The organism is Lelliottia nimipressuralis, assembly GCF_004402045.1.
GTDB classification, from domain to species: Bacteria; Pseudomonadota; Gammaproteobacteria; order Enterobacterales; family Enterobacteriaceae; genus Enterobacter; species Enterobacter chinensis.
In genome coordinates, this window is sequence record NZ_SOMG01000021.1 from 187956 (window position 1) to 213617 (window position 25662).

Annotated in this window: 21 protein-coding genes; 10 read left to right on the forward strand and 11 right to left on the reverse strand. The window is 56.1% G+C overall.

What is annotated here, in order from left to right:
- Positions 1-26 precede the first annotated feature (26 nt).
- A complete protein-coding gene (clpS, locus tag E3U32_RS13900; protein ID WP_006174393.1) occupies positions 27-347 on the reverse strand; it encodes an ATP-dependent Clp protease adapter ClpS in 321 nt (106 codons plus the stop codon).
- A gap of 267 nt (positions 348-614) precedes the next feature.
- Between clpS and cspD the strand changes: the two genes are divergently transcribed.
- Complete coding sequence (gene cspD / locus E3U32_RS13905; RefSeq protein WP_008499993.1) at positions 615-836, forward strand: cold shock-like protein CspD; 222 nt, start codon at positions 615-617, stop codon at positions 834-836.
- Between the two features lie 70 nt (positions 837-906).
- Here the strand turns inward: cspD and macB are convergent, their stop codons facing one another.
- Together macB and macA are read right to left on the reverse strand one after the other, a co-directional pair.
- Positions 907-2847, reverse strand: a complete 1941-nt coding sequence (macB, locus tag E3U32_RS13910; protein ID WP_134349253.1) for a macrolide ABC transporter ATP-binding protein/permease MacB — start codon at positions 2845-2847, stop codon at positions 907-909.
- On the reverse strand, positions 2844-3959 hold the full coding sequence (gene macA, locus E3U32_RS13915; RefSeq protein ID WP_134349254.1) for a macrolide transporter subunit MacA: 1116 nt from the start codon (positions 3957-3959) through the stop codon (positions 2844-2846). The genes macB and macA overlap by 4 nt, the downstream gene beginning before the upstream one ends.
- Positions 3960-4118: 159 nt before the next feature.
- Between macA and E3U32_RS13920 the strand changes: the two genes are divergently transcribed.
- Positions 4119-5075, forward strand: coding sequence for a VirK/YbjX family protein (locus E3U32_RS13920; protein ID WP_134349255.1), 957 nt, complete (start codon positions 4119-4121; stop codon positions 5073-5075).
- Here E3U32_RS13920 and E3U32_RS13925 read toward each other — a convergent pair.
- Positions 5072-6730, reverse strand: a complete 1659-nt coding sequence (locus E3U32_RS13925; RefSeq protein ID WP_134349256.1) for an ATP-dependent endonuclease — start codon at positions 6728-6730, stop codon at positions 5072-5074. The two genes, E3U32_RS13920 and E3U32_RS13925, sit on opposite strands and share 4 nt — an antisense overlap.
- A gap of 290 nt (positions 6731-7020) precedes the next feature.
- On the opposite strand from E3U32_RS13925, the gene aqpZ reads away from it, so the two are divergent.
- The 4 genes from aqpZ to hcr all read left to right on the forward strand — a co-directional run bounded on the left by aqpZ (position 7021) and on the right by hcr (position 11569).
- Positions 7021-7716 carry an aquaporin Z gene (gene aqpZ, locus E3U32_RS13930; RefSeq protein ID WP_134349257.1) on the forward strand — a complete coding sequence of 232 codons (696 nt, stop codon included), beginning with the start codon at positions 7021-7023 and terminating at the stop codon, positions 7714-7716.
- 177 nt (positions 7717-7893) lie between these two features.
- Positions 7894-8793, forward strand: coding sequence for a lysine exporter LysO family protein (locus E3U32_RS13935; protein WP_134349258.1), 900 nt, complete (start codon positions 7894-7896; stop codon positions 8791-8793).
- 144 nt (positions 8794-8937) lie between these two features.
- Positions 8938-10590 carry a hydroxylamine reductase gene (gene hcp / locus E3U32_RS13940; RefSeq protein WP_134349259.1) on the forward strand — a complete coding sequence of 551 codons (1653 nt, stop codon included), beginning with the start codon at positions 8938-8940 and terminating at the stop codon, positions 10588-10590.
- A 10-nt stretch (positions 10591-10600) separates the two neighbouring features.
- Positions 10601-11569: an NADH oxidoreductase gene (gene hcr / locus E3U32_RS13945; RefSeq protein WP_134349260.1), complete on the forward strand. Its 969-nt coding sequence runs from the start codon at positions 10601-10603 to the stop codon at positions 11567-11569.
- Positions 11570-11660: 91 nt separating this feature from the next.
- On the opposite strand, the gene E3U32_RS13950 is transcribed toward hcr, so the two are convergent.
- Positions 11661-12095: a DoxX family protein gene (locus tag E3U32_RS13950; protein WP_134349261.1), complete on the reverse strand. Its 435-nt coding sequence runs from the start codon at positions 12093-12095 to the stop codon at positions 11661-11663.
- Between the two features lie 151 nt (positions 12096-12246).
- Here E3U32_RS13950 and poxB point away from each other — a divergent pair, with 151 nt between their 5' ends.
- The 4 genes from poxB to E3U32_RS13970 all read left to right on the forward strand — a co-directional run bounded on the left by poxB (position 12247) and on the right by E3U32_RS13970 (position 17558).
- Entirely contained in the window at positions 12247-13965 is a 1719-nt protein-coding gene (poxB, locus tag E3U32_RS13955) for a ubiquinone-dependent pyruvate dehydrogenase (RefSeq protein WP_134349262.1), read from the forward strand.
- Between the two features lie 38 nt (positions 13966-14003).
- On the forward strand, positions 14004-15005 hold the full coding sequence (ltaE, locus tag E3U32_RS13960; protein WP_134349263.1) for a low-specificity L-threonine aldolase: 1002 nt from the start codon (positions 14004-14006) through the stop codon (positions 15003-15005).
- Between the two features lie 10 nt (positions 15006-15015).
- Positions 15016-16452 carry an SDR family oxidoreductase gene (locus E3U32_RS13965; protein ID WP_134349264.1) on the forward strand — a complete coding sequence of 479 codons (1437 nt, stop codon included), beginning with the start codon at positions 15016-15018 and terminating at the stop codon, positions 16450-16452.
- A gap of 92 nt (positions 16453-16544) precedes the next feature.
- On the forward strand, positions 16545-17558 hold the full coding sequence (locus E3U32_RS13970) for an NAD-dependent epimerase/dehydratase family protein (protein WP_134349265.1): 1014 nt from the start codon (positions 16545-16547) through the stop codon (positions 17556-17558).
- Between the two features lie 145 nt (positions 17559-17703).
- Here the strand turns inward: E3U32_RS13970 and E3U32_RS13975 are convergent, their stop codons facing one another.
- The 6 genes from E3U32_RS13975 to gspL form a co-directional block, all read right to left on the reverse strand.
- Positions 17704-19536: a glycoside hydrolase family 19 protein gene (locus E3U32_RS13975; protein ID WP_134349266.1), complete on the reverse strand. Its 1833-nt coding sequence runs from the start codon at positions 19534-19536 to the stop codon at positions 17704-17706.
- A gap of 136 nt (positions 19537-19672) precedes the next feature.
- Positions 19673-20125, reverse strand: a complete 453-nt coding sequence (gene iagB / locus E3U32_RS13980) for a type III secretion system invasion protein IagB (protein WP_134349395.1) — start codon at positions 20123-20125, stop codon at positions 19673-19675.
- Between the two features lie 136 nt (positions 20126-20261).
- Positions 20262-22985 (reverse strand): glycosyl hydrolase family 18 protein, encoded by a 2724-nt coding sequence (locus E3U32_RS13985; RefSeq protein ID WP_134349267.1) that lies wholly within the window; start codon positions 22983-22985, stop codon positions 20262-20264.
- 262 nt (positions 22986-23247) lie between these two features.
- A complete protein-coding gene (locus tag E3U32_RS13990; protein ID WP_134349268.1) occupies positions 23248-24045 on the reverse strand; it encodes a prepilin peptidase in 798 nt (265 codons plus the stop codon).
- Complete coding sequence (locus tag E3U32_RS13995; RefSeq protein ID WP_134349269.1) at positions 24042-24527, reverse strand: type II secretion system protein M; 486 nt, start codon at positions 24525-24527, stop codon at positions 24042-24044. The genes E3U32_RS13990 and E3U32_RS13995 overlap by 4 nt, the downstream gene beginning before the upstream one ends.
- Positions 24524-25654, reverse strand: a complete 1131-nt coding sequence (gene gspL, locus E3U32_RS14000) for a type II secretion system protein GspL (RefSeq protein WP_134349270.1) — start codon at positions 25652-25654, stop codon at positions 24524-24526. Before gspL ends, E3U32_RS13995 begins: the two co-directional genes overlap by 4 nt.
- Between the last annotated feature and the right edge of the window lie 8 nt (positions 25655-25662).

Sequence of the window (25662 nt, forward strand, 5' to 3'; positions counted from 1 at the left end):
GGCACCTCCCCCAATTTTATGCCTTATCAGGCCTTTTCCAGCGTACACAGCAACGGATGCTCATTCTCCCTCGCATAGTCGTTCACCATCGCTACTTTGGTTTCTGCCACTTCGGCTGTGAAGATGCCGCAGATAGCTTTGCCACGATAATGAACGGTAAGCATCAGTTGCGTTGCACGTTCTACATCATAAGAAAAGAACTTTTGTAGCACGTCAATAACAAATTCCATCGGCGTGTAATCATCGTTCATTAACATAACTTTATACATAGATGGCGGTTTTAGCGCGTCACGCACTTTGTCTTCCGCCAGCTGGTCAAAATCCAGCCAGTCGTTGGTCTTACCCATTTTGCATAACCACTTTGAATCTACCTCAGATGTTAGATAACAATCATCTATTACTGTCATCCGCGATGTCTGTCACAAACTGTTGCAATAGCGTTAACTGCTTCAAACTTTGGTTGATTATTGTCCCATCTCCAGCGCCTAACGCTTGACGACTTCTTTCGTTTCTCTAAATTGTACAAGCGTGAGATGGCGAGGTTTTGAACAGCCCCCACTCCACCACCGGTTCATTCCATCTTAACTTATAAGATTTACGAAGGATGTCGAAGCATGGAAATGGGTACTGTTAAGTGGTTCAACAACGCCAAAGGGTTTGGCTTCATCTGCCCCGAAGGCGGCGGCGAGGATATCTTCGCTCACTATTCCACCATTCAGATGGATGGTTACAGAACGCTCAAAGCCGGGCAGTCCGTCCGGTTCGATGTACACCAGGGACCAAAAGGCAATCATGCAAGCCTCATCGTACCCATTGAAGCAGAGACGGTTGCATAGCTCTCTGTTTTATTGTGTACATCCCGCAGTCAAAATGCCAGCCCGATCGGCTGGCATTTTTATTTTCAGCCTATTCGCGAGCCAGCGCATCCACCGGATCCAGCCGCGCCGCATTGCGGGCGGGCAGCCAGCCAAACAAAATGCCGGTAAAGGTCGAACACAAAAAAGCGGTCATGATGGCAACCGGCGAGAAACCGATCTCCCAGCCGGGTAAAAAGAGCTGGAGCGCGAACGCGATCATCATCGAGAGCGCAATACCCATCGCGCCTCCCACCAGACACACCAGCACCGCCTCAATCAAAAACTGTTGCAGGACATCGCTGGCTCTGGCACCCACCGCCATGCGGATGCCAATCTCACGGGTGCGTTCGGTCACCGACACCAGCATGATATTCATCACCCCGATACCGCCAACGACCAGTGAAATGACCGCCACAAGCGTGAGGAACAACTGAAGAGTACGTGTGGTCTTTTCCGCCGTTTTCAAGAGGCCATCCATATTCCAGGTGAAGAAATCTTTCTTCCCGTGGCGCAGGGATAACAGCCGCTCAAGCTGCTGTTCGGCCATCGCGCTGTCGTAGCCCTCCTTCACGCGCACGGTAATGGAGTTCAGCCAGGACTGCCCCATGATCCGCCCGGAGATGGTGGTATACGGCAGCCAGACGCGCAGGATCTTGCTGCTGCCAAACATCGACTGTTTCTCTTCCGCCACACCAATCACCGTAGCAGGCATGTTACCGACCAAGATCACTTCGCCCACCACGTTCGCTTTATTGGGGAAGAGCTGCCTGCGCGAGTTAGCGTCCAGTACCACTACCTGCGCCCTGCCCGCCAGCTGTTCGGCGTTAAAGGTCGCCCCTTCGCTGAAAGTCATGCCGTAGACGTTGAAGTAGTCCCCGCTTACGCCATTAGCGCTGGCGGCAACGTCAACATTGCCCACGCGCAGACGCAGGTTCTGCGAAACCGCGGGCGTGGCGGAGTTGACCCACGGCTGCTTCTGAATTGCCGCCAGATCGTCATATTTCAGCGCCTGCTGATACTGCGGCTCGTCGTCGCCAAAGTCTTTGCCGGGATAGACGTCAATGGTATTGGTGCCGATGGCGCGGATATCTGCCAGCACCAGCTGCTTTGCCGCGTCGCCCACCACCACAATCGACACCACCGAGGCGATACCAATAATGATGCCGAGCATGGTCAGCAGGGTGCGCATCTTGTTGGCCGCCATTGCCAGCCAGGCCATGGTCAGCGCTTCACGAAAGCCGCTGGAGAACTGCCCCCAGCCGGTTGATGCTGGTAGCACTTCTTTCGGCGCGGCTGCCCTGGCGTGGCGTGGCGGCGGGTTGCTGACCAGCTCACCGTCGTGGATCTCAATGATCCGCTCCGCCTGCGCCGCGACCTGCGGGTCGTGGGTCACGATGATGACCGTATGCCCCTGATCGCGCAGCTGATGGAGGATCGCCATCACTTCTTCACCCGAATGGCTGTCGAGCGCACCGGTCGGCTCATCCGCGAGGATCACCTGGCCGCCGTTCATCAAGGCACGCGCAATACTCACGCGCTGCTGCTGACCGCCGGAAAGCTGCGAGGGCTGGTATTCCACCCGCTCCGCCAGACCCAGACGCGTCAGCAGCATCTGCGCACGCTCAAGACGTTTTTTCCGCTCGACGCCTGCATACACCGCGGGCACTTCCACATTCTGCGCCGCATTGAGGTGAGAAAGCAGATGGTAACGCTGGAAGATAAAGCCAAAGTGTTCGCGTCGCAGTTTCGCCAGCGCGTCGCCGTCCAGGGTGGAGACATCCGTCCCGGCCACGCGGTAGGTGCCGCTGGTCGGTTTATCCAGACACCCGAGAATGTTCATCAGCGTCGATTTACCGGAACCTGACGCCCCGACAATCGCCACCATCTCGCCCGCTTCCACGCGCAGGGAGATGCCTTTTAGCACTTCCACCGGGCCATCGCCGGAGGGATAGCTGCGACGGATGTCGTTCAGCTCAAGCAGCGCCGTCATTTAGCGGCTCCGGGCAGGCTTTCGCTGGTGACAACCTCCTCACCCTCTTCCAGCCCTTTCACCACCACCACATCGGTATCGTTGCGCGCGCCAATTACCACTTCTCGCTCGCGCGTTTCCCCGTTGCGCAGCACTTTCACTTTATAACGGCTCTCCCCGGCGGATTCTCCCAGCGCTGAGAGCGGGATGGTCAATACGTTCTTCACGCCGGTCAGCTGGATATGCACCTGGGCGGTCATGTCCAGACGCAGCACGCCCTGCGGGTTCGGCACCTCAAAGCGGGCATAGTAGAAGATAGCGTCGTTAACTTTTTCCGGCGTTGGCAGAATGTCTTTCAGCACGCCTTCGTAGCGCGTCTGCGGGTCTCCCAGCACTGTAAACCAGGCGTTCTGCCCCGGCTTCAGATGGATAACGTCCGCCTCGGAAACCTGGGCTTTGACCAGCATGGCGCTCATGTCCGCCAGCGTCAGGATATTTGGCGCCTGCTGCGCGGCAATCACCGTCTGGCCCTGCAGCGTAGTGATCTGAGTGACTTCACCGGCCATCGGCGCGACGATTTTGGTGTAGTCGAGGTTGGTTTTCGCCGTATCCAGAGAGGCCTGATTGCGTTTGATTTGCGCGTCGATAGTGCCAATCTGCGCCTGTTTTACCGCCAGTTCCGTGGTGGCGGTATCCAAATCTTGTTTCGAAATGGCCTGGGTTTTAGCCAGCGCCTGCTGGCGGGTCAGCGTGACCTGGGCAAGGTTACGCTCCGCCTGCGCCTGTGCACGCTGCGCGCGCAGCTCCATCAGCGTGGCTTCCACTTCCCGAATCTGGTTCTCAGCCTGTTCAGGATCGATAACCCCCAGCAGTTGGCCTTTTTTCACCTTGTCGCCAATCTCTACCGACAGCGTTTTCAACTGGCCGCTCACCTGGGCGCCCACGTCAACCTTGCGCAGGGCATCAAGTTTGCCCGTCGCGAGCACGTTTTGCTGCAGTTCGCCCGGGCGAACAATCAATGTCTGGTACTGTGGCACAGGTGCATTAAGCACTTGCCATAGCCAATACCCACCGGCTAAAACCACGACCGCCAGCAGCAGAAACAGCGTTCTGCGTTTTCCCTTGAGGTTCATAAATATTCCAAATAAATGTTCTGGCAATGATAACAGTTGATTCTATCTAAACGACTCCTCAACGAAACCCCCACTTCCCGAAATCGTCATAATTTGTTTACGAGGCGTTGAGAGTTTGCCTGCTGAAATGGAGATCTTCATCAAGAAGCAGGATCTATCATGTCTTCCATCGTCGATACACCTTTTTCAGACCTGCCGCAGCCTAAATCAGGCTGGCAGCTTTTCAAAAATCTGGCTTTCGGAAAGCTCACACCAGGGCTGGCGTGGCAAAATCCCTCCTATCGACGTAAATTCATGTTACGTTCGCTGGCGACCCCCCTTAGCACCGCGCGCCTGTTAACGAGTCTTGCTAAACAACCGCGTCTGATGCAGATGTTGCAGGTACAGCCAGGACTGCCGTGCCGGCTGCATCGCCCCTGGTTGACGGTGAATATGGATCGTCAGCATGCGCTGGAATCGCTCAACTGGCACTATCAGACGATGAGCCGCCAGCTTCCCGCGACGCTGCTTATGGGCTATCTATCTAAGCAGGGCTTTACCCTGCTGACCTTAACCGGCAAAGATGAACAGCAATTTACCGTTCGTCTGTGCGCTGATGCATTCCTGGATAAAGAAGGGGAAGCCACCCTCGCGTTCTGCGACAGTCAAAACACGGTGCTGGCGGAGATGACCTTTACGCTATGCCAGTTTGAAGGAAAAGCGACGCTGTTCATTGGCGGTTTGCAGGGCGCAAAAGCGCATGTTCCGCATGAGCTGATCCAGGGCGCAACGAAGGCCTGTCATGGCCTGTTCCCGAAACGCCTGCTGGTGGAAGCCGCGATGACGCTCGGCACCGCTTTCCCGGTAGAGCAGATTGTTGCCGTCAGTAACGCCACCCATATCTATCGCAGCTGGCGTTATCGCAAGAAAAAAGAGGGAAAACTGTTGGCCGACTACGACAGTTTCTGGGTCTCGATCGGGGGTGAAAAACAGGATAACGGTAACTTTATGCTGCCGCTTGTCATGCCGCGTAAACCGATGGAAGAGATCGCCAGTAAAAAACGCTCCGAATATCGCCGCCGCTACGAGCTGCTGGATAGCCTGATTCAGCAGGTGAATCAGGCTACTCAACGTTAATCCGCTTTCCCGCGTGCCAGCCACAGCACGCGGGAGAACATCTTGCGCAGCAGAGTCGGTACCGCCTCCACGCCCCGCCGCCCCGCTTCCGTCGCCACTTCGATGGCCAAATCCGGTTTTGAAGAACGATGAATCGCTTTGGCGATCACGCGCCGCATGTTCATCGGGACATCAACCGGCACCATCGCAATTCGGTGGAAAACGTCGTCGAACCCCTGACGGTACATAAAATGCTCCATGTCCATCGCGGGCAGCATGGTTAAATGGTCGCGCTCTTCTTCTCGCTCGTTATTCAGCAGGCCACGCACGGTCGAGGCATATTTTTTGCCCGCCTCATCGCCGTCGACCAGCACGTGCCACTCGATCCCCATCCGGCGAGCAAATTTTATCAGCGGCTTTAATCCCGACTGGGCGAACTCGATCACCTTAATGCCTTCCGCATCAAAATGGTGGCCGCACTGGCGCGCAAGTTCATTGATGACCCAGGTTTCCGTTTCCCCCTCCACCAGCAGCCAGCAGCGGGCAAATAGGGACGACGCCCGGTTAAAGCGAATATGAAACGCAATGCGCCGCCCGTCTTCCGCGTTCAAACCACCCGGCCCCAGCCGGAAAGCGGAAACACGGGAAGATTCTCGTACCAGACGACAGACGTGCTCTACCGGCGTTAGCGAAAGTAACTCACCGGAATTGGTGGTGGTAATACGCTGGAGCGGCAGTAAATTCAGCAGATGCCATGCCACGGAGAGCATGATGGGGTGCAGGCGCGTTTCAGGATCTTCCACCAGAAGCAGCGGTCGGGCGTCCCGGTCAAGACGAACGGTGCCTTTGGCCTGCAGAAGCGTTGAAAACAGCCCCAGCAAAATCACCCGGTGCGTACGTCCGCCGGGCCGGTCGATCATCCGGTTAATGATGTCCAGATAACGCCAGCTTCGCTGCTCATCATGAGAGCGACGGCGCATCAGACGATGACGTGACTCCGATGTCCCTTGCTCGGAAAAATAGTGCTCCAGGAGTTGTACCATTGCGGACAACCCCTGACGGATTTGGCCATCGGTAAGATTCTGCGGACGCGACACCAGCTCTCGCGCCAGGAAATCCAGCTCGCGGGCGGTAACTTCTACGTCTGGCATATTCGGTACGGTACCGTTACGAATACGCCGCATAAAACGCGCATCGCGCAAGCGTAATACCGGCGTCAGGCGGATCAGGTGGCGAGCCAAATCGTCGATATTGTCCAGCGGGATCGGGTTGGCTTTCTCATCAAGAAAATCACGCAGGGTCAGTACCCCTTCGTTCTCCGCCATCTCACCTTCCAGCCGATAGAAAATCCGGTGGAAGCCGTCATCGCACGGCACCCAGCAGGGGGACAGCGGACGGAAGCGACGCACGCGGTGACGACCGGGCTCGGACTCCCGGAACGTCAGGATGATATGCAGATGCTTCTCGCGGCCAGTCACGTCGCCGGGCGGGAACCAGAAATCGTCGCGAACGAAATGATACAAATCGTCTTCGGGCGAAAGCAGTAACGTCAGCGCATCCAGCAGGCTGGACTTACCCCACGCGTTCTCGCCGATCAGGACGTTGTTCTGCTCCAGCTGCAGCGACAGACGGTTAATACCGCGAAATCCGACAATTTCCACACGTTCGAGAAGCATAATTCCCCCGACAAATGACCACTTTTTCCTTCAAGTTATCAGCAGTATAGCGGCAGGCATCCTGTCGCGACAGCACAACATTCACCCTTGCGAGAATTGGTCTATGCTCTATTTACCGCCGGCTCGAACAAGGAATGACTACATATTGCCTGAAATCAAACCATTCGAATTTATTTAAGTGGCGAAGGGGTGTCGTTATTTTTAAAATAGAGACTCTTTGAGTCGTCATCCCTTTTTGACGATATAACCCACACGCAGGAAAGCGTGCGGAAAATTATTTTGAGGTGGTTATGTTTAGAAAATTAGCAGCAGAATGCTTTGGTACATTCTGGCTGGTATTTGGTGGTTGCGGTAGCGCCGTTCTGGCAGCAGCATTCCCGGAATTAGGCATTGGTTTTGTCGGCGTCGCGCTGGCATTTGGTTTAACCGTATTAACCATGGCCTTTGCCGTGGGGCATATTTCCGGCGGTCATTTTAACCCGGCCGTGACGTTAGGTTTATGGGCGGGCGGTCGTTTTCCGGCGAAAGAAGTCATTGGTTATATCGTCGCCCAGGTGGTTGGCGGTATTATTGCCGCTGCTGTTCTGTACGTGATTGCCAGCGGTAAAGCTGGCTTCGATGCGACAGCCAGTGGTTTCGCCTCTAACGGCTTCGGCGAACACTCTCCGGGTGGTTATTCCATGCTGTCTGCCATCGTGATTGAAATTGTGCTGACCGCAGGCTTCCTGCTGGTGATTCACGGCGCAACCGACAAACATGCACCAGCCGGTTTTGCCCCGATTGCCATTGGTCTGGCACTGACGCTTATCCACCTGATTTCTATTCCGGTCACCAACACGTCCGTTAACCCGGCGCGCAGTACCGCAGTCGCCATTTTCCAGGGCGGCTGGGCGCTTGAGCAGCTGTGGCTGTTCTGGGTGATGCCAATCGTCGGCGGTATTCTGGGCGGCGTGCTGTATCGCACCCTGCTGGAAAAACGCGACTAATTACGTGCGGCCTGTAATGTCGGGTGGCGCTAACGCTTACCCGACCTAGCTGAGTGTGCACTTTCCAGGCCGGGTAAGGCGCAGCCGCCACCCGGCTTTCTTTTGTCGCTTTACTGAACAACCTTTATTGGGTAGTGTCTCTGGCGCTCAACAGATACTCAAAAGGACCGGCTGTTCATGTTTTCAGGACTCCTCATTATTCTGCTGCCCCTGATTGTGGGCTATCTCATCCCGCTGCATCAGGAATCGGCATTACGGCTTATCAACCGTTTTCTCAGCTGGATTGTTTACGTCATTCTTTTCTTTATGGGGATAAGCCTGGCCTTCCTGGATAATCTGGCAACCAATCTGCTGGCAATCCTGCATTATTCTGTCGTCACCGTTGTGGTTATTTTGTTGTGTAATATTGCTGCACTATTCTGGCTTGAGCGCACAATTCCGTGGAAAAATCACCATCATCAGGAAAAACTGCCTTCACGAATCGCAATGGCGCTGGAATCATTAAAACTGTGCGGCGTCGTGCTGCTCGGTTTTCTTCTTGGACTGACCGGCTGGGCGTTTTTACAGCACGCTACGGAGGCCAGCGAATATACCCTGATCTTCCTGCTGTTCCTGATTGGTATCCAGCTGCGAAATAATGGCATGACGCTGAAACAAATTGTCCTGAACCGTCGGGGAATGATTGTTGCCGTCATCGTTGTCGCCAGTTCAATGGTGGCAGGCGTTATTAATGCCTTTGTGCTCGACCTGCCCCTGAAAACCGGGCTGGCCATGGCATCAGGTTTTGGCTGGTACTCCCTCTCCGGTATTCTTCTGACCGAATCTTTCGGCCCGGTGATTGGCAGCGCCGCCTTCTTTAACGATCTGGCGCGTGAGCTGATCGCCATCATGCTGATCCCGGGGCTGGTTCGCCGCAGCCGTTCCACCGCGCTGGGTCTGTGCGGCGCGACGTCGATGGACTTTACTCTGCCGGTATTGCAACGCTCCGGGGGACTGGAGATGGTGCCTGCCGCTATCGTTCACGGCTTTATTTTGAGCCTGCTGGTTCCCGTTCTGATGGCATTCTTCTCTGCCTGATACTTCTTTGGCGGTAGCGAACCTGCCGCCAAAATTGCGCTAAATCAATCTCCCTCTATTTTGTCGCAGAAAGCCCTTTTCACCGTTCCGGCACGAGCATAACCTTAAACATGTATATTAAATATAACTTTAACAGGTGTGATTATGTTTTGTGTGCAATGTGAACAAACCATCCGTACCCCGGCAGGCAATGGCTGCTCTTACGCACAGGGTATGTGCGGCAAAACCGCAGAAACATCTGACCTGCAGGACCTGCTGATTGCCGCCCTGCAAGGCCTTTCCGCATGGGCGTTCAAAGCCCGCGAATACGGCATTGTCGACCACTACGTCGACAGCTTCGCCCCGCGCGCGTTTTTCTCCACGCTGACCAACGTTAACTTCGACTCTCCGCGCATTGTCGGCTATGCCCGCGAGGCTATCGCCCTGCGTGAAGCGATGAAAGCACAGTGCCTGAAGGTAGATGCCGCCGCCCGCGTGGACAACCCGATGTCAGAACTCCAGCTGGTGAGCGACGATCTGGGCGACCTGCAGCGTCAGGCGGCAGAATTCACCCCTAACAAAGACAAAGCGGCAATTGGCGAGAACATTCTCGGCCTGCGCCTGCTGTGCCTGTATGGTCTGAAAGGCGCCGCGGCATATATGGAGCACGCGCACGTTCTGGGTCAGTACGACAATGAGATTTACGCGCAGTACCACAACATCATGGCGTGGCTGGGAACCTGGCCTGCCGATATGAACGCGTTGCTCGAATGCTCAATGGAAATCGGCCAGATGAACTTCCGCGTGATGAGCATCCTGGATACGGGTGAAACCAGCACCTACGGCCACCCAACGCCAACCCAGGTCAACGTCAAAGCGACCGAAGGTAAATGCATCCTGATTTCCGGTCATGACCTGAAAGATCTCTACAACCTGCTGAAGCAAACCGAAGGCACCGGCGTTAATGTCTATACCCACGGCGAAATGCTGCCCGCACACGGCTACCCGGAGCTGCGTAAATTCAAACACCTGATCGGTAACTACGGCAGCGGCTGGCAGAACCAGCAGGTCGAGTTCGCCCGCTTCCCGGGCCCTATCGTGATGACCTCTAACTGCATCATCGACCCTACCGTCGGGGCGTACGATGACCGCATCTGGACCCGCAGCATCGTCGGCTGGCCGGGCGTGAGCCACCTCGAAGGTGACGATTTCGGGCCGGTGATTGCCCAGGCGCAGCAGATGGCAGGCTTCCCGTACAGCGAGATCCCGCATCTCATCACCGTGGGCTTTGGCCGTGAAACCCTGCTCGGCGCAGCAGATTCCCTGATTGATCTCGTCAGCCGTGAAAAACTGCGCCATATCTTCCTGATCGGCGGCTGCGACGGCGCGCGCGGTGAACGTAACTACTTCACCGACTTCGCCACCCGCGTCCCACAGGATTGTCTGATCCTGACGCTGGCATGCGGTAAATACCGTTTCAACAAGCTGGATTTCGGCAACATCGAAGGCCTGCCGCGCCTGGTAGATGCCGGTCAGTGTAACGATGCTTACTCGGCCATCATTCTTGCCGTTACTCTGGCAGAAAAACTGGGCTGCGGCGTAAACGATCTGCCGCTGTCGCTGGTGCTTTCATGGTTTGAGCAGAAAGCGATTGTCATCCTGCTGACCCTGCTCTCTCTCGGCGTGACCAACATCGTAACCGGCCCGACTGCGCCAGGCTTCCTGACGCCGGACCTGCTGGCGGTGTTGAACGAGAAATTCGGCCTGCGTTCCGTGACCAACGTTGAAGATGACATGAAGCAGCTGCTGAGCGCGTAAGGAGGAACTCATGACCATGCCAACCTCACAATGTCCGTGGCGGATGCAGGTTCACCACATCCAGCAGGAGACGCCGGATGTGTGGACGCTGTCGCTGCTGTGCCATGACTATTATCCGTACCGCGCGGGCCAGTATGCGCTGGTCAGCGTCCGTAACGCGGCGGACACCCTGCGCGCCTACACTATCTCTTCAACGCCGGGCGTGAGCGAGTACATCACGCTCACCGTCCGCCGCATTGACGACGGCGCAGGATCCGAGTGGCTGACCCGGGACGTGAAGCGCGGGGATTATATCTGGATGTCCGACGCCCAGGGCGATTTCACCTGTGACGACAAAGCAGACGATAAATTCCTGCTGCTGGCGGCGGGCTGTGGCGTAACGCCAATTATGTCGATGCGCCGCTGGTTGGCGAAAAATCGTCCGCAGGCTGACGTACAGGCGATCTTCAGCGTGCGTTCGCCGGATGACGTGATTTTTGCTGATGAATGGCGCAACTATCCGGTGACGCTGGTGGCTGAGCACAACGCGACCCACGGTTTTGTGCCCGGTCGCCTGAGCCGCGAGCTACTGCAAAGCGTGCCGGATATTGCTCATCGTACCGTGATGACCTGCGGCCCGGCGCCGTATATGGCTTTCGTGGAAGAGGAAGTGAAAGCGCTCGGCGTAACCCGCTTCTTCAAAGAGCAGTTCTTCACGCCGGTAGCGGAAGCGGCAACCAGCGGGATTCAGTTTACTAAGCTACAGCCGGCGCAGACTTTCTTTGGCCGCGTGGGGACCACGCTGCTGGAAGCGCTGGAAAGTAACAAGGTGCAGGTGGTAGCGGCCTGCCGTGCAGGCGTGTGCGGTTGCTGTAAGACGAAAGTGGTCTCCGGGGAGTATACCGTCAGCAGCACCATGACGCTGACGGATACGGAAATTGCTGAAGGCTACGTGCTGGCGTGTTCGTGCCACCCGCAGGGGGATTTGGTACTCGCATAAACGATAAACGTTCACTTGTAGGCCCGGTAAGCGTCAGCGCCACCGGGCTTTTTTGTCGGGTGGCACTGCGTTTACCCGACCTACAACGACATTACCGCCACGCAGGACCTTTCCCTACCGCAAACCGCCCTGCTCCTAAAAACGCGACCGCCAGCGAGCCGATAAAGAAATACACCAGGCTTTCAATCGCCCATGCGCCTACCTTGTCGAGGGCAAGCGTTTCCCCCATTCCCACCATCAGCCACGCCACGATCATGGTAAAGGCCAGCACCAGCGCGGCCGGGCGCGTAAAGAGCCCGACAATAATCAGGATCGGTGCTACCACTTCGCCAACCAACACGCCGTAGGCGATAAACCCCGGTAACCCTTTTTCCACCAGCATGCCGCTAATAAACCCCACGCCGCCGAATAACTTGTGCAAACCGTGAAACAGCATCAGCCCGCCGACGGCAAGTCGTAACAAGAGTTTGCCGAGATCGTCGCACGATAGCTTTTCATTAACAGCAGTTAACAATGATTTAACCATTTGAAATTATTCCTATTTTTACCCAATGTACAGCCAGATTATGCCGAATAGTTAGATTTGAAAAGCACCTTTTAATAAGGGGGTAAAGCGGGCAAGACAGAGACTTTCTTCTAAGCTTGTTAGCGATATCACAAAAAGGAGATGGACACCCATGAAACAAACCGTGGCTGCATATATAGCGAAGACCCTTGAACAGGCAGGCGTGAAACGTATCTGGGGCGTGACCGGCGATTCCCTTAACGGACTGAGCGATAGCCTCAACAAGATGAAAACCATTGAATGGATGCCGACCCGTCATGAAGAGGTCGCCGCCTTTGCCGCCGGTGCCGAAGCACAGCTCACAGGTGAACTGGCCGTCTGCGCCGGATCCTGCGGGCCGGGTAACCTGCATCTGATCAACGGTCTGTTCGACTGCCACCGCAATCATGTGCCGGTGCTGGCGATTGCCGCCCACATTCCCTCATCCGAAATCGGCAGCGGCTATTTTCAGGAGACGCATCCGCAGGAGCTGTTCCGTGAATGCAGCCACTATTGCGAGCTGGTTTCATCCCCGGAGCAGATCCCGCAGGTCCTGGCGATAGCCATGCGCAAGGCGGTGCTGAACCGCGGCGTTTCCGTGGTCGTCATCCCGGGCGATGTGGCCCTCAAGGCAGCGCCTGAAGGGGCCAGCACGCACTGGTACCACGCGCCGCAGCCGGTCGTTACGCCTGCCGAAGAGGAACTGAAAAAGCTGGCTCAGCTGCTGCGTTACTCCAGCAATATCGCCCTGATGTGCGGCAGCGGCTGTGCTGGCGCGCACAAGGAGCTACTTGAATTTGCCGGCAAGCTGAAAGCGCCGATTGTCCACGCCCTGCGCGGCAAAGAGCACGTCGAGTACGACAACCCTTACGACGTGGGCATGACCGGGCTGATCGGTTTCTCCAGCGGTTTCCACACCATGATGAACGCCGACACGCTGGTCCTGCTCGGTACCCAGTTCCCGTACCGTCCGTTCTACCCGGCGGATGCGAAAATCATTCAGATTGATATCAACCCGGCCAGCATCGGCGCGCACAGCAAGGTCGATATGGCGCTGGTGGGCGACATCAAATCCACCCTTACCGCACTGCTGCCGCTGCTGGAAGAAAAAACGGACCGCAAGTTCCTCGATAAAGCGTTGAGCGATTACCGCGATGCCCGCAAGGGGCTGGACGACCTTGCCAAACCGAGCGACAAAGCGATCCACCCGCAGTACCTGGCCCAGCAGATCAGCCATTTCGCTGACGACGATGCCATCTTTACCTGCGACGTGGGCACGCCAACCGTCTGGGCGGCGCGCTATCTGAAGATGAACGGCAAACGCCGACTGCTCGGCTCGTTTAACCACGGCTCGATGGCGAACGCCATGCCGCAGGCGCTGGGGGCAAAAGCGACGTCACCGGAGCGCCAGGTGGTGGCGATGTGCGGCGACGGCGGGTTCAGCATGCTGATGGGGGATTTCCTGTCGGTCGTACAAATGAAGTTGCCGCTCAAAATCGTGGTCTTTAACAACAGCGTTCTGGGCTTTGTGGCGATGGAGATGAAGGCCGGGGGTTATCTGACGGACGGCACCGAGCTGCACGACACCAACTTCGCGCGCATTGCAGAGGCCTGTGGCATCACCGGTATCCGCGTTGAAAAAGCGTCCGAGGTGGATGAAGCCCTGCAGCGCGCTTTTTCCATCGACGGTCCGGTGCTGGTGGATGTCGTCGTCGCCAAAGAGGAGCTGGCGATCCCGCCGCAGATCAAGCTGGAGCAGGCCAAAGGCTTTAGCCTCTATATGCTGCGCGCAATCATCAGCGGCCGCGGCGATGAGGTGATCGAACTGGCAAAAACCAACTGGCTCAGGTAAAACATCTGGCATCGCCTTTTTAAATATAAGGACATGCCATGATTGATTTACGCAGTGATACCGTAACCCGCCCGAGTCGCGCCATGCTCGAAGAGATGATGGCCGCCCCGGTCGGGGACGACGTCTACGGTGACGATCCGACGGTAAACGAACTGCAGCGCTATGCCGCAGAGCTCAGCGGTAAAGAGGCCGCCCTGTTCCTGCCCACCGGAACACAGGCCAACCTGGTCGCGCTGCTCAGCCACTGCGAGCGCGGCGAAGAGTATATCGTCGGCCAGGGCGCACATAACTACCTGTACGAAGCGGGCGGTGCCGCAGTGCTCGGCAGCATTCAGCCGCAGCCAATCGACGCCGCGCCGGACGGCTCGCTCCCGCTCGACAAGGTTGCCGCAAAAATCAAAGCCGACGATATCCATTTCGCCCGCACCAGACTGCTCAGCCTCGAAAACACCCATAACGGCAAAGTCCTGCCGCGCGAGTATCTGAAAGCAGCGTGGGAATTCACCCGCGAGCGCAGGCTCGGGTTGCACGTGGACGGCGCGCGCATCTTCAACGCCGTGGTGGAATACGGCTGCGAGCTGAAAGAGATCGCGCAATACTGCGACTCGTTCACCATCTGCCTCTCGAAAGGGCTGGGCACGCCTGTAGGTTCCCTGCTGGTGGGCAATGCGGACTACATCAAGCGCGCTAACCGCTGGCGCAAAATGACCGGCGGCGGCATGCGTCAGGCGGGCATTCTGGCGGCTGCCGGGCTGTATGCCCTGAAAAACAACGTCACGCGTCTGAAAGACGATCACGACAACGCCGCGTGGATGGCGGCGCAGCTGCGCGAAGTGGGTGCCGACGTGATGCGCCACGACACCAACATGCTTTTCGTTCGCGTGGGCGATGACCACGCCGCTGCGCTTGGCGAATTTATGAAAGCGCGTGGCGTGCTGATCAACGCGTCACCTGTCGTGCGTCTGGTGATGCATCTCGACGTGAGCCGCGAACAGCTGGCGGACGTGGTGAAACACTGGCAGGCCTTTTTACAGCGTTAAGGAGCATCACGTGCCGCAGCGTATTCTGGTGCTTGGCGCCAGCGGATATATCGGTCAGCACCTGACCACGGCGTTAAGTCAGCAGGGACACCAGGTGCTGGCAGCGGCACGCAACACCGAGCGCCTGCAAAAGCAAAACCTGCCCGGCGTGACCTGTCACAACGTCGATCTCAACTGGCCTGTCGCGCTGCCTGCGCTGCTGGGCGGGGTCGATACGCTTTACTACCTTGTCCACAGCATGGGTGAAGGCGGCGATTTTATCGCCCACGAGCGTCAGGTGGCAATGAACGTCCGCGATGCTCTGCTGCAAACGCCGGTTAAGCAGGTGATTTTCTTAAGCTCGCTACAGGCACCCGAAAACGAGCAGTCCGATCATCTGCGCGCGCGCCAGCTGACGGCTGACACCCTGCGCGGTGCGAATATTCCCGTCACCGAACTGCGCGCCGGCATTATCGTCGGCGCCGGTTCCGCCGCCTTCGAAGTGATGCGCGATATGGTCTACAACCTGCCGGTGCTCACGCCGCCGCGCTGGGTCCGCTCGCGGACCACGCCGATTGCGCTGGATAATCTCCTGCATTATCTGATGGCATTGCTGGATCATCCGGCGGAGCAACACCGCGTGCTGGAGGCCGCCGGTCCTGAAGTGCTGAGCTACCAGGAGCAGTTTGAGCATTTCATGCGCGTGAGCGGCCGCCGACGCTGGCTGCTGCCGATTCCCTTCCCAACCCGCTGGATCTCGGTGTGGTTTTTGAATGTGATCACATCAGTGCCCCCGACGACCGCCAAAGCGCTGATCCAGGGGCTGAAACACGATCTGCTCGCAGACGACCGCGCGCTGCGTGTGCTGATCCCGCAGGATTTGATCCGCTTTGACGACGCGGTGCGCAATACCCTGAAAGAAGAAGAGAAGCTGGTGAACTCCAGCGACTGGGGCTACGACGCCCAGGCGTTCGCCCGCTGGCGGCCGGAGTACGGCTATTTCCCGAAACAGGCGGGCTGCACGGTGAAAACCACGGCCAGCCTGGCCGCGCTGTGGGAGGTGGTAAACCAGATCGGCGGCAAAGAGGGCTATTTCTTCGGCAATGTACTCTGGAAAACGCGCGGTGCGATGGATCTGCTGGTGGGCCACCGGCTGGCAAAAGGCCGCCCTGCTCGCCCGTATCTTGAAGTGGGCGATGCGGTCGACAGCTGGAAGGTGATCATCGTCGAACCGGAGAAACAGCTGGCGCTGCTGTTCGGCATGAAGGCCCCCGGTCTGGGCCGGCTTTGCTTTACCCTGAAAGACAAGGGCGACCATCGTGAACTGGACGTCCGCGCCTGGTGGCATCCGCACGGAATGCCCGGTCTGTTCTACTGGTTGTTCATGATCCCTGCGCACCTGTTTATCTTCCGCGGGATGGCAAAGCGGATTGCGCAACGGGCAGAACAAAAGACGGAAAAGATCTAAATAAAACTCTCTTTCTTTCACCTTTCCCATTGCATAGCGCCGTAATTCACGAAAGAATGCGCACGAAATTCTTTTCAACACAGTGGATTGATATGAAGGTACTGGTTACCGGGGCGACCAGCGGCTTAGGCCGAAATGCGGTCGAATTTCTGCGCAACAAGGGCATCAGCGTCAGGGCTACCGGTCGCAACGAAGCGATGGGGAAACTGCTGCAAAAAATGGGCGCCGAGTTCGTCCATGCTGACCTGACGGAGCTGGTCTCCTCTCAGGCCAAAGTGATGCTCGCCGGTATCGATACGCTGTGGCACTGCTCCAGTTTCACCTCCCCGTGGGGTACCCAGGAAGCCTTTGATCTCGCCAACGTGCGGGCAACCCGCCGTCTGGGCGAATGGGCCGTCGCCTGGGGCGTGCGTAACTTTATCCATATCTCGTCCCCGTCACTCTATTTCGATTACCACCACCATCGTGACGTGCAGGAAGATTTCCGTCCGGCCCGCTTTGCGTGTGAGTTTGCCCGCAGCAAGGCAGCCAGCGAAGAGGTGATTGACCTGCTGGCGCAGTCGAACCCGCATACCCGTTTTACGGTACTGCGTCCGCAGAGCCTGTTCGGGCCGCACGACAAAGTGTTCATTCCCCGTCTGGCGCAGATGATGCACCACTACGGCAGCGTGCTGCTGCCACGCGGCGGCGATGCCCTGGTGGATATGACCTATTACGAAAATGCGGTCCACGCCATGTGGCTGGCAAGCCAGACGGACTGCGATAAGCTGATTTCCGGTCGCGCCTATAACATCACCAACGGCGAACCCTGCACGCTGCGCAGCATTGTGCAGCGCCTGATCGACGAGCTGCAGATCAACTGCCGCATCCGTTCGGTGCCTTATCCGATGCTGGATATGATCGCCCGCAGCATGGAGCGTTTTGGCAGTAAATCAGCTAAAGAGCCTGCGCTAACCCACTATGGGGTATCAAAGCTTAATTTTGATTTCACGCTGGATATTTCGCGCGCTGAGAACGAGCTGGGGTATAAGCCGATTGTATCGCTGGATGAAGGGATTGTGCGCACGGCGGCGTGGCTGCGGGATCATGGGAAGTTGCACAGGTAAGCGCCCTGCCCCATGTAGGCCGGGTAAGCGCAGCGCCACCCGGCAAAAAACAGAACTCTGCGGCCTGATGCCCTCACCCCGGCCCTCTCCCACAGGGAGAGGGAGGAAAGACTAAAACGGCAACCTTTCGGTTGCCGTTTGCTGTTTATAATGCCGTCCAGGCATCAGACCATGCCAGACCTGCGCCTGGTTCATAGTATGCCGGGGCGTTATTACACCAGCCGCTGTACGGGAACGGTTTGCACTGGAACAGTTTACCGTGATTGTTCACGATATCGCCTGCCTTGTACTTGCTGTTCGCGCTCCATGCTGCGTAATCGCCGGAAGTGCCCTCATCCTTAGATGGAGCCGCTTCTTTCGCCTTCACGTTCAGCAGGTAGGACGTGGTGCTGCTCAGCTCGCCATCGCTGACGGTCAGGCTCACTTCGTACTGCTGCGCTGTTGCCGCTTCAGGTGCCGTGAAGGTGACAACCGCTTTGTCGTCGCCGGTGACGGTCTGGCCATCCTGGGAACGCCAGGTATAGGTCAGTTTGTTACCGTCTTCGTCGGTAGAGCCTTCAGCACTCAGAGAAACCTGCGCACCCGCTTCAACTGCACCGATTGGACCGGCAATCTGCGCCACTGGCGCATGGTTAACGGCTGTCGGTTCTGCCGGCGTTTCGTCCGGTGTTGGCGTTGGAGTGACCGGTGTTTCATCTTCAGATGGCGTTGGCGTTGGGTTTACCGGTGTTTCATCCGGTTTGGTCGCTGAACCGTCATCATTCACGATGTTCACGTTATAGAATTTCTGTACACACTTGGTGTAGTCGCCGTCTTTAAACGCGCTGAATGGTGTCTGGTAGCCCACCAGCTGGCAAGAGTAGGTTTTGCCGTCAGGCGTATCCGCACTCCATCCCCAGTCCTGTTCCCAGTAGATCTTCAGGGCGCCCGCACCACCTTCGTCGAACTGCTTCATGTTGGCACAGCCAAGCACTTCGTTAGCCGGAACAGGAACTTTCAGGTAGTTAGCAAACTCTTTGTAGTACTTGATACGGTTCTGAGACTGCGCAATTTCAGTCGGGCCACCGCACTCTACGCCGCCGTTGATGATCTGGGTGGTTACGCCGAAGCCAGGGACCAGGCCGTTAGCCTTGTCGCGATCGTTCGGCTGCCAGGTGCCGTCGATAACCTGCAGCATGCTTGGTTTTGGCGGCTGTGGATAGGCGAAGAAGAAGATCGCACTTGCCAGGTTCAGCCAGGTGTCCGCCACCAGCTCGGGTTTTTCCAGCAGAACTTTCACGTCGCCGTACATCGCTTCGGAGAACGGACCATAGTTATAGTTGTAGGACAACTGCTTCGCGCCGCGGCCGAAGTAGCTCAGGAAGTCACCGTCTTTGTCTTTACCGCACGGCCAGGTCTGACCCTGCCAGACGTCGGTATTACATTCGCCGTTATAGCCGCCCTTCTGGCCTTCGCTCCAGCCCATTTCGCGCACGTAGACCAGCGCCTGACGCCATTCGGCTTCCGGACGCCAGCTTTCGTGACCGCCGGTTTCCTGCGCAAAGTGGGCAAACATGGTTGCCAGCTCTTTACGGCAGATGGCGTCGCTGTCGCGGCCGTCTTTGTAGGTGTCGCACAGCGCAGGGAATTTACCCACCGCTTTCAGGAAGTTGCTGTAGCTGTAATCCTTTGCACGCAGTGGGAACAGGTATTCCCAGTCGCTCTCTTTCAGGATCCCTTCAACGCGTTTTACGTTAACCGGGTTTGACGCACGGCCTGGCTCAATCTGCTCAACTGAAGCGTTGTCCAGCGTACGGATGGTATCCTTCACGGACTGCATCAGAGGGAAGTCAGTGAGTTCTTTCTCCTTTTTCGCCAGATCGCTGGCTTTCATGGTGTAAGGCTCGCTGCTCTCTGCCTTCAACATGGTGGCCTGAGCCATAACAGGTGCAATGCAAGCACCCGCAATCAACACGCTCAGTAATGTCCTTTTATTCATTTCGGTTATTCCTGTTAATTCGATGGTTTAAAATAAAATCCCAGCTTATTTATTAATCCGTTAATAAATAAACTCCAGACAGCTGTTTTTCACTTTCTGAAGCATACTTAACGGTACGCTTCAAAAAAGAAAAAACTCACCAGTCATTTCTTTCGCGTGCAACAGATTTTAATTGCTGATACTTCGCCCAGACTTTATGGGCATACACCATGCGCTTTGGATAATTTTCTTTTTTAATCCCGGCGTTATAAGCACCGACGGCTTCCCAGTTATATCCGTAGACTTTAATCATGCCTGACAGAATCGATGCGCCTACCATAATAGAAGTACAAGGTTCTGTTATAAGTCTACGTTCGCTGATACCGCGTCGTTCAAGCTCCGAAAAGTGCGAGCTGTTAATTTGCATTAATCCTACGTCAATTGTGCCATCATGATTTTTCCCGACAGCGTAGGGATTCATTCCTGATTCCACATTCGCAATGGCATAAAGTAAATAAGGGTCAACATGATAATAATGCGCCGCCTTATCCCAGCAATTCGCCAATGCGCTTTGGCTTAATATCAATAACAGCAACAGTAATCGCTTCATCATTCACCTGCGGTGGTACGTTTTATTTCTCCTCAAACACATCCTGTTAAATATTTTAGTTACAGACCACACCCGAAGCGGGGTGTGGTCTGTGATTGTGGGCGGATATCACACCCACAATTTCAGGCTCAGAAGATTATTTGCAGTCAGCTGACGCGCCTTCTTTCACCCATACATCGCTGTTACCTGGTTTATCACCCTGGGTCCACCACTTCGCACGGTACTCGAAGCCCTGGTAGGTCGTCTTGTCGCCGCCGTTGTAGACCGTGTCAGCGCGCCAGTTCATTTTCACCTGGCTGACCAGTTCCCATGCATCTGCACCAAAGCCTGGCTTGTTGCCCTGAGTCCAGTACTTCGCTTTCCAGACCAGGTTATCAGCGCTTACCAGATCGCCATTGTTATAGACTTTGCTGGATTCCCACGCAGCATATTTGCTGGCGTTGGCATCAACCGGGTTGTCGCAGCTGCCTGTGGCAGTCCCTTCGTCAGATGGATTGGTGCCTTCGTCAGATGGGTTGGTGCCTTCATCGGATGGGTTGGTACCTTCGTCAGCCGGAGGAGTCTCTTCATCAGGCACAACCGGGGTCGCTTTCGGCGTCACGGTAACCTGTACGTTGGACTGTACGCTGGTTTTACCGTCGCTCACCACCACGCTCAGGGTATAGCTTGAGTCAGTGGTAACCTCTGGTGCAGTGATCTGTACGCTTGAGGTATTGGTACCGGTGGCGTGCATATCGGATGGAATGCTCCAGGTATAGGTCAGCGCATCACCGTCTGGATCCGCAGCCTGCACGTTCAGCGCATAAGACTGGCCAGCTTCCAGGGTCACGGCCTGCATCTGGTTCACAACCGGTGCCTGGTTAGCCTTAGGTGCTTTGTTCAGAACCTGCACGTCAGCGGTGCTGCTCAGCCCTTTCGCATCGGTCACGGTCAGGCGGAATGCCAGCGTCTGATTGCTGGTGACCGCGCCAACGGAGAAGGTCGCTTTCGCTTTGGTGCTGTTGGTCAGCGTGACGGATGGACCAGAGATCTGGGTCCATTTGTAGGTGATTGCATCGCCATCAGGATCGGTAGACGCTGAACCGTCCAGGGTAACGCTTGCCGGACCGGTCACGGACTGATCCGCGGCAGCCGCAACTGGCGCATGGTTGGTCACAACAGGCTCTGGCGTTGAGCTGCCCAGCAGGCTTTCGTTCATCGCGTTCAGGATATCGCCGTTATCGGAATCGATAGACCAGGAGAACAGACCTCCCAGGTTTTTCGCCAGCACGTACTTACCTTTCGCGGTCGTTGAACGAGCATCTTCATAGGAGATCAGGTCGCCGGTGGATTTGTTAAAGACGTAAGGTGCTTCCGCATCCGCGTCATAACCGTATTCCCAGCCTGGCTTGCCTTTGTACTCGTTCACAATTTGACGATAGTCAACCACGCCTGGTTCCCAGGTCCCTTTCACTGCGCCAGTCGCGGTGCCGGTGAACGGGTTGTTGCCGGTGTAGCCGTGAACGCCTGTCCAGCCGCGGCCATACATGCCCGCACCGACAACGATTTTGCCTGGCTGTACGCCCTGCTCCAGCAGCGCGTCAACGCCGTTAGAGGTGGTGTAGTTGGTATCCGGACGCCATGCTGGTGCGTGCAACGCCGCCTGGTGACCCAGTTCGGTGTTGCTCCATGAGCCGTAGAAGTCATAGCTCATCAGGAAGATATGGTCGAGGTACTGCTGCGCCGTGGTGTAATCCACGTCTTCAATCTTATCTTTACCGGAACCAATTGCGGTAGTCAGCTCATAGGTACGACCGGTTTGTGCTGACAGTTCGTTCAGCATGGCACGCAGATCGTGCATCAGTACGGTATAGGTCGCTTTATCCTGCTGTGCGTTGCCCAGCGCTTCGTTCACACCGCCGCCGCCAGGGAATTCCCAGTCGATATCCACGCCGTCGAAGAATTTCCAGGTTGTCAGGAAGTCTTTCACTGAGGAGACAAAGCGCGCACGGATAGCCGGATCGTTCATTTTGAAGAACGGATCGGACATGGTCCAGCCGCCGATAGATGGCAGCACTTTCAGGTCTGGATGCGCTTTTTTCAGCGCCATCAGCTGGCCGAAGTTACCTTTGTACGGGTCGTCCCAGTTAGATACGCCGGACTGCGGTTTCTGCAGCGCCGCCCACGGGTCGTGGATCGCCACGGTGAAGTCCTGGCGGCCAGCACACGCGCGCTGAAGCGCGGCGAAGCTGTTGCCATTTTCAACGGTTTTCAGACCGTCGTTAATGCCGTCACCGCCACAGATTGGAATGAAGCCATACAGGATATGGTTCAGGTTAGAGGCAGGGATTTTATCAACCGGGAAGTTACGGCCATATACGCCCCACTCCGGGAAGTATGCGCCGACCACTTTATCGGTGTGCTTCGCGAAGGTTTTGTTGTTCTCCTGCATCGCACCGTTCAGCGGCAGCAGGTGGCTACCGTCGGTATCCGCAACGATAACCAGCTTGCTTGCACTTTTGGAGCAACCGCTGGTGTTACAGAGTTCAACCTGTTCCTGATAGCGGCCACCTTTTTTTACCTTGAAGGTCGCGGAGCCGGACGCACCGGCAGCGCCTGACCACACGGTCTGACCGTCGAGCAGAACTTTACCGGAGGTTGGCGCATCGCCGCTCCAGACGTTCCACTCAACCTTCACGTCCACACCGTCGTTGTGTACTTTAACGAGCGTGCCGTAATCCTGTGCGGCCTGGTCTACTTCAACGAGGGCAAACTTATCATTACCACTGCTAATTGAAGGCGTACCTGGCGCAGCGGCGAATGCGGAGCCGGAGACAGCCGCAACAAAAAGGGCCAGATATTTAGGCTTCATAAATTTCATTATTAATTCCTGATAACATTATTTGTGAAAATTAAAATAACCATGTATTCCATATAACATGGGCGAGTCGTGAATAAGTCAGTTCAATAAAACTGCGGATAATACTTAATTGTGGAAAACATGTAGTACGCTAAAATATCCTCCATAAAAAGACATGAGCGATAATCCTTACAGCTTATGTTTCTTACAATACGCCGGGAATTAAATTAAATCCTTCCATTCCCTTATCGAAAAAATTTTAAAAAAAACTTGACCGCGCAAATCAGAATGTGAATTGCAGCGTCTGGAGAATAAAAATAGTCAATCCAGCCAGTGACAACATCGGACCAAACGGAATAACGCTATTTTCTTTAACAGCTTTATAAAAAAGAAAATACAATGCGATACCGCTCAATGCAGCTGCCAGCAATAATGAAGGCAATGCCTGCCAGCCGCACCACGCCCCCAGCGCGGCCAGCAGTTTGAAATCACCGTAGCCCAATCCCTCACGACCGGTGGTCAGGCGAAATGCCCAGTAGATCAGCCACAGCGACAGGTAACCCGCCGCCGCGCCGTACAGCGCATCCGACAGCGGTAAGGTCTGAAAAAGCGCATGATTTAACAGCCCTGCCCACAGCAGCGGCTGCGTCAGACAATCCGGCAGCAGCAGGTGTTTCGCGTCTATCGCCGCCAGCGGCAACAGCCCACACCAGAGAACCCACAGCGAAATCAGCGCGGCCGCAGACGGGGCATACGCCGCCGTCAGGGCAAAAAACAGGGCACTGGAAAGCTCAAGTAACAGCAGGCGCAGCGGGATCGCGGTCTGACAGCAACGGCAGCGCCCGCGCAGGCAGCACCAGCTCAGAACAGGAATATTTTCCCACCAGGAGAGCGTATGGGAACACCCCGGGCAGTGGGATGCCGGAAACAGCAGGTTCCCGGCCCCCACCTCTTCTTTGATGAGCGGAGGTATGCGTTCGACCACCACGCCAAGAAAGCTGCCGAGAATGCCGCCAAGCGCACCGCTCAGGAGACACAGGGCGGGCATCTGGCTGCCCTGAAGCAGCGTCAATGAGTTCATGCCGCTTTCGCCCACGAGAGTTTAATCTGCGCCTTAACGTCGCTGAGATGATCCACCGGGGTAAGATCCATTTTTTCCAGACGCACACCGGAGGTTAAATTCACCTCCCTGAGCCAGCCCTTCAGTTCATACACGTTTATCCGGTCGATATTAAACGACATGGATTGACCATCCTGCTGAATATTACTCAGCGCAACATGGATCTCTTTGGCGCTCTCTTCCACCACGCTTCGTGGGTTACTGGTTTTTAATACTTTGGCCTGAAGATGGTTTTTATTAATTTCTTCGCGCATCCAGTTCAGGGTCTGTTTTTGTTTTTGCAGCGTGCTTTGTTCGTTTTTTATAATGCCATCCAGCGGGGTCATCACCCCGTACCAGATAAAGGCGCAACAGAGCGCCGTGCCGCACAGTTTAAACAGATTTCGCTCGCGCGGGCTGTAACGCAAATAACGCGCCTTTAATTGTCCCATTTTCTCTTTCATTTATATTTCCCTGTGATGATAGCGGTATAAGGCGCTTCACTGGAGACCGGCTGCAGCGTAAAGTCGAAGGTGTCACTCGCCTTATTGACGAACGCCTGCAACGCCGTGGGATCCATTGAGCTGATGTTCAGCGTGAGCTGATTCTGCGTGTCGTCGTATCCGACTTCGCTCAGCTCGACAGAAGGGAGCGTTTGCTTAATCTGATCCAACGCGTCCAGTTGAAGAAAGAATCCTTTCTTCTCTTTCTTAATGTTCTGCCCGAAGTGGTATTTCAGGTTGGTGGTCTGGCGCAGCGTCGGGAAGTAGTGCTGGGCCAGCTCAACCATCTGCTGCTGTGCCAGGTTTTCCTGGTTGGTCAGCATCCAGGCCATGCCGACGCGGGGGCCAATCAGCAGCCCCAGGCTCAGCACCGCCACGGCGGCGATGGCCGATTTCGCATAGCGGAAGCCGGCGCTCTCGCCTTTGGCAGAAAAATCACCGTGCAGCAGATTGGCTTTGCAGCTTTTCCACTGCGGCTGGATCAGCACCAGCGGATGCTGCCAGGCCAGCTGCTCATCCACCTGAACGCCCGCTGGCGCATCGCCGTAGCAGACGATGTCACCTGTGCACTGCTGGCTCAGCAGCAGCGGCAGCAGCGCGGCGTCGGTTTCACAGGCGCCAAACGGTGAGTAGCGCATCCAGTAGCCGCTGTCGGTGGAAACCAGCGTGCTCCCGCCCTCGGCCACCGGCAGCAGGATCGCATCCGGCAGCACCTGCACCACCGTCAGCCCGGCATCGGCACAGCGGTTGAGCCAGTGATGGAGGCGGTCAGCATCGATAGCGACGGCGTCGACGTCCCGTCCTTTCTTGTTGAGCACCGTCCAGTGGAGGTTGTCCACGTCGCCAATCAGCGTTTCTTCTGCCAGCCACGAGAATTCAACATTCCCTTTTTTTGGCAACGTGAAATGACGGAAAATCATCTCGCTGGCGGGCAGCAGCAGACATACCCTGGCCGCTAACGCGTGACCGGCGAGTTCCGCCAGTGACGCCAGTCCCTGGCGTTGTTCCACCTGGTCGCTACCGGACTCGCACCACATTATGTTCCCGTCCTCGTGCGTGTCGGGACGAATAAAAAGCACCTGTTTCATAGAGTTCG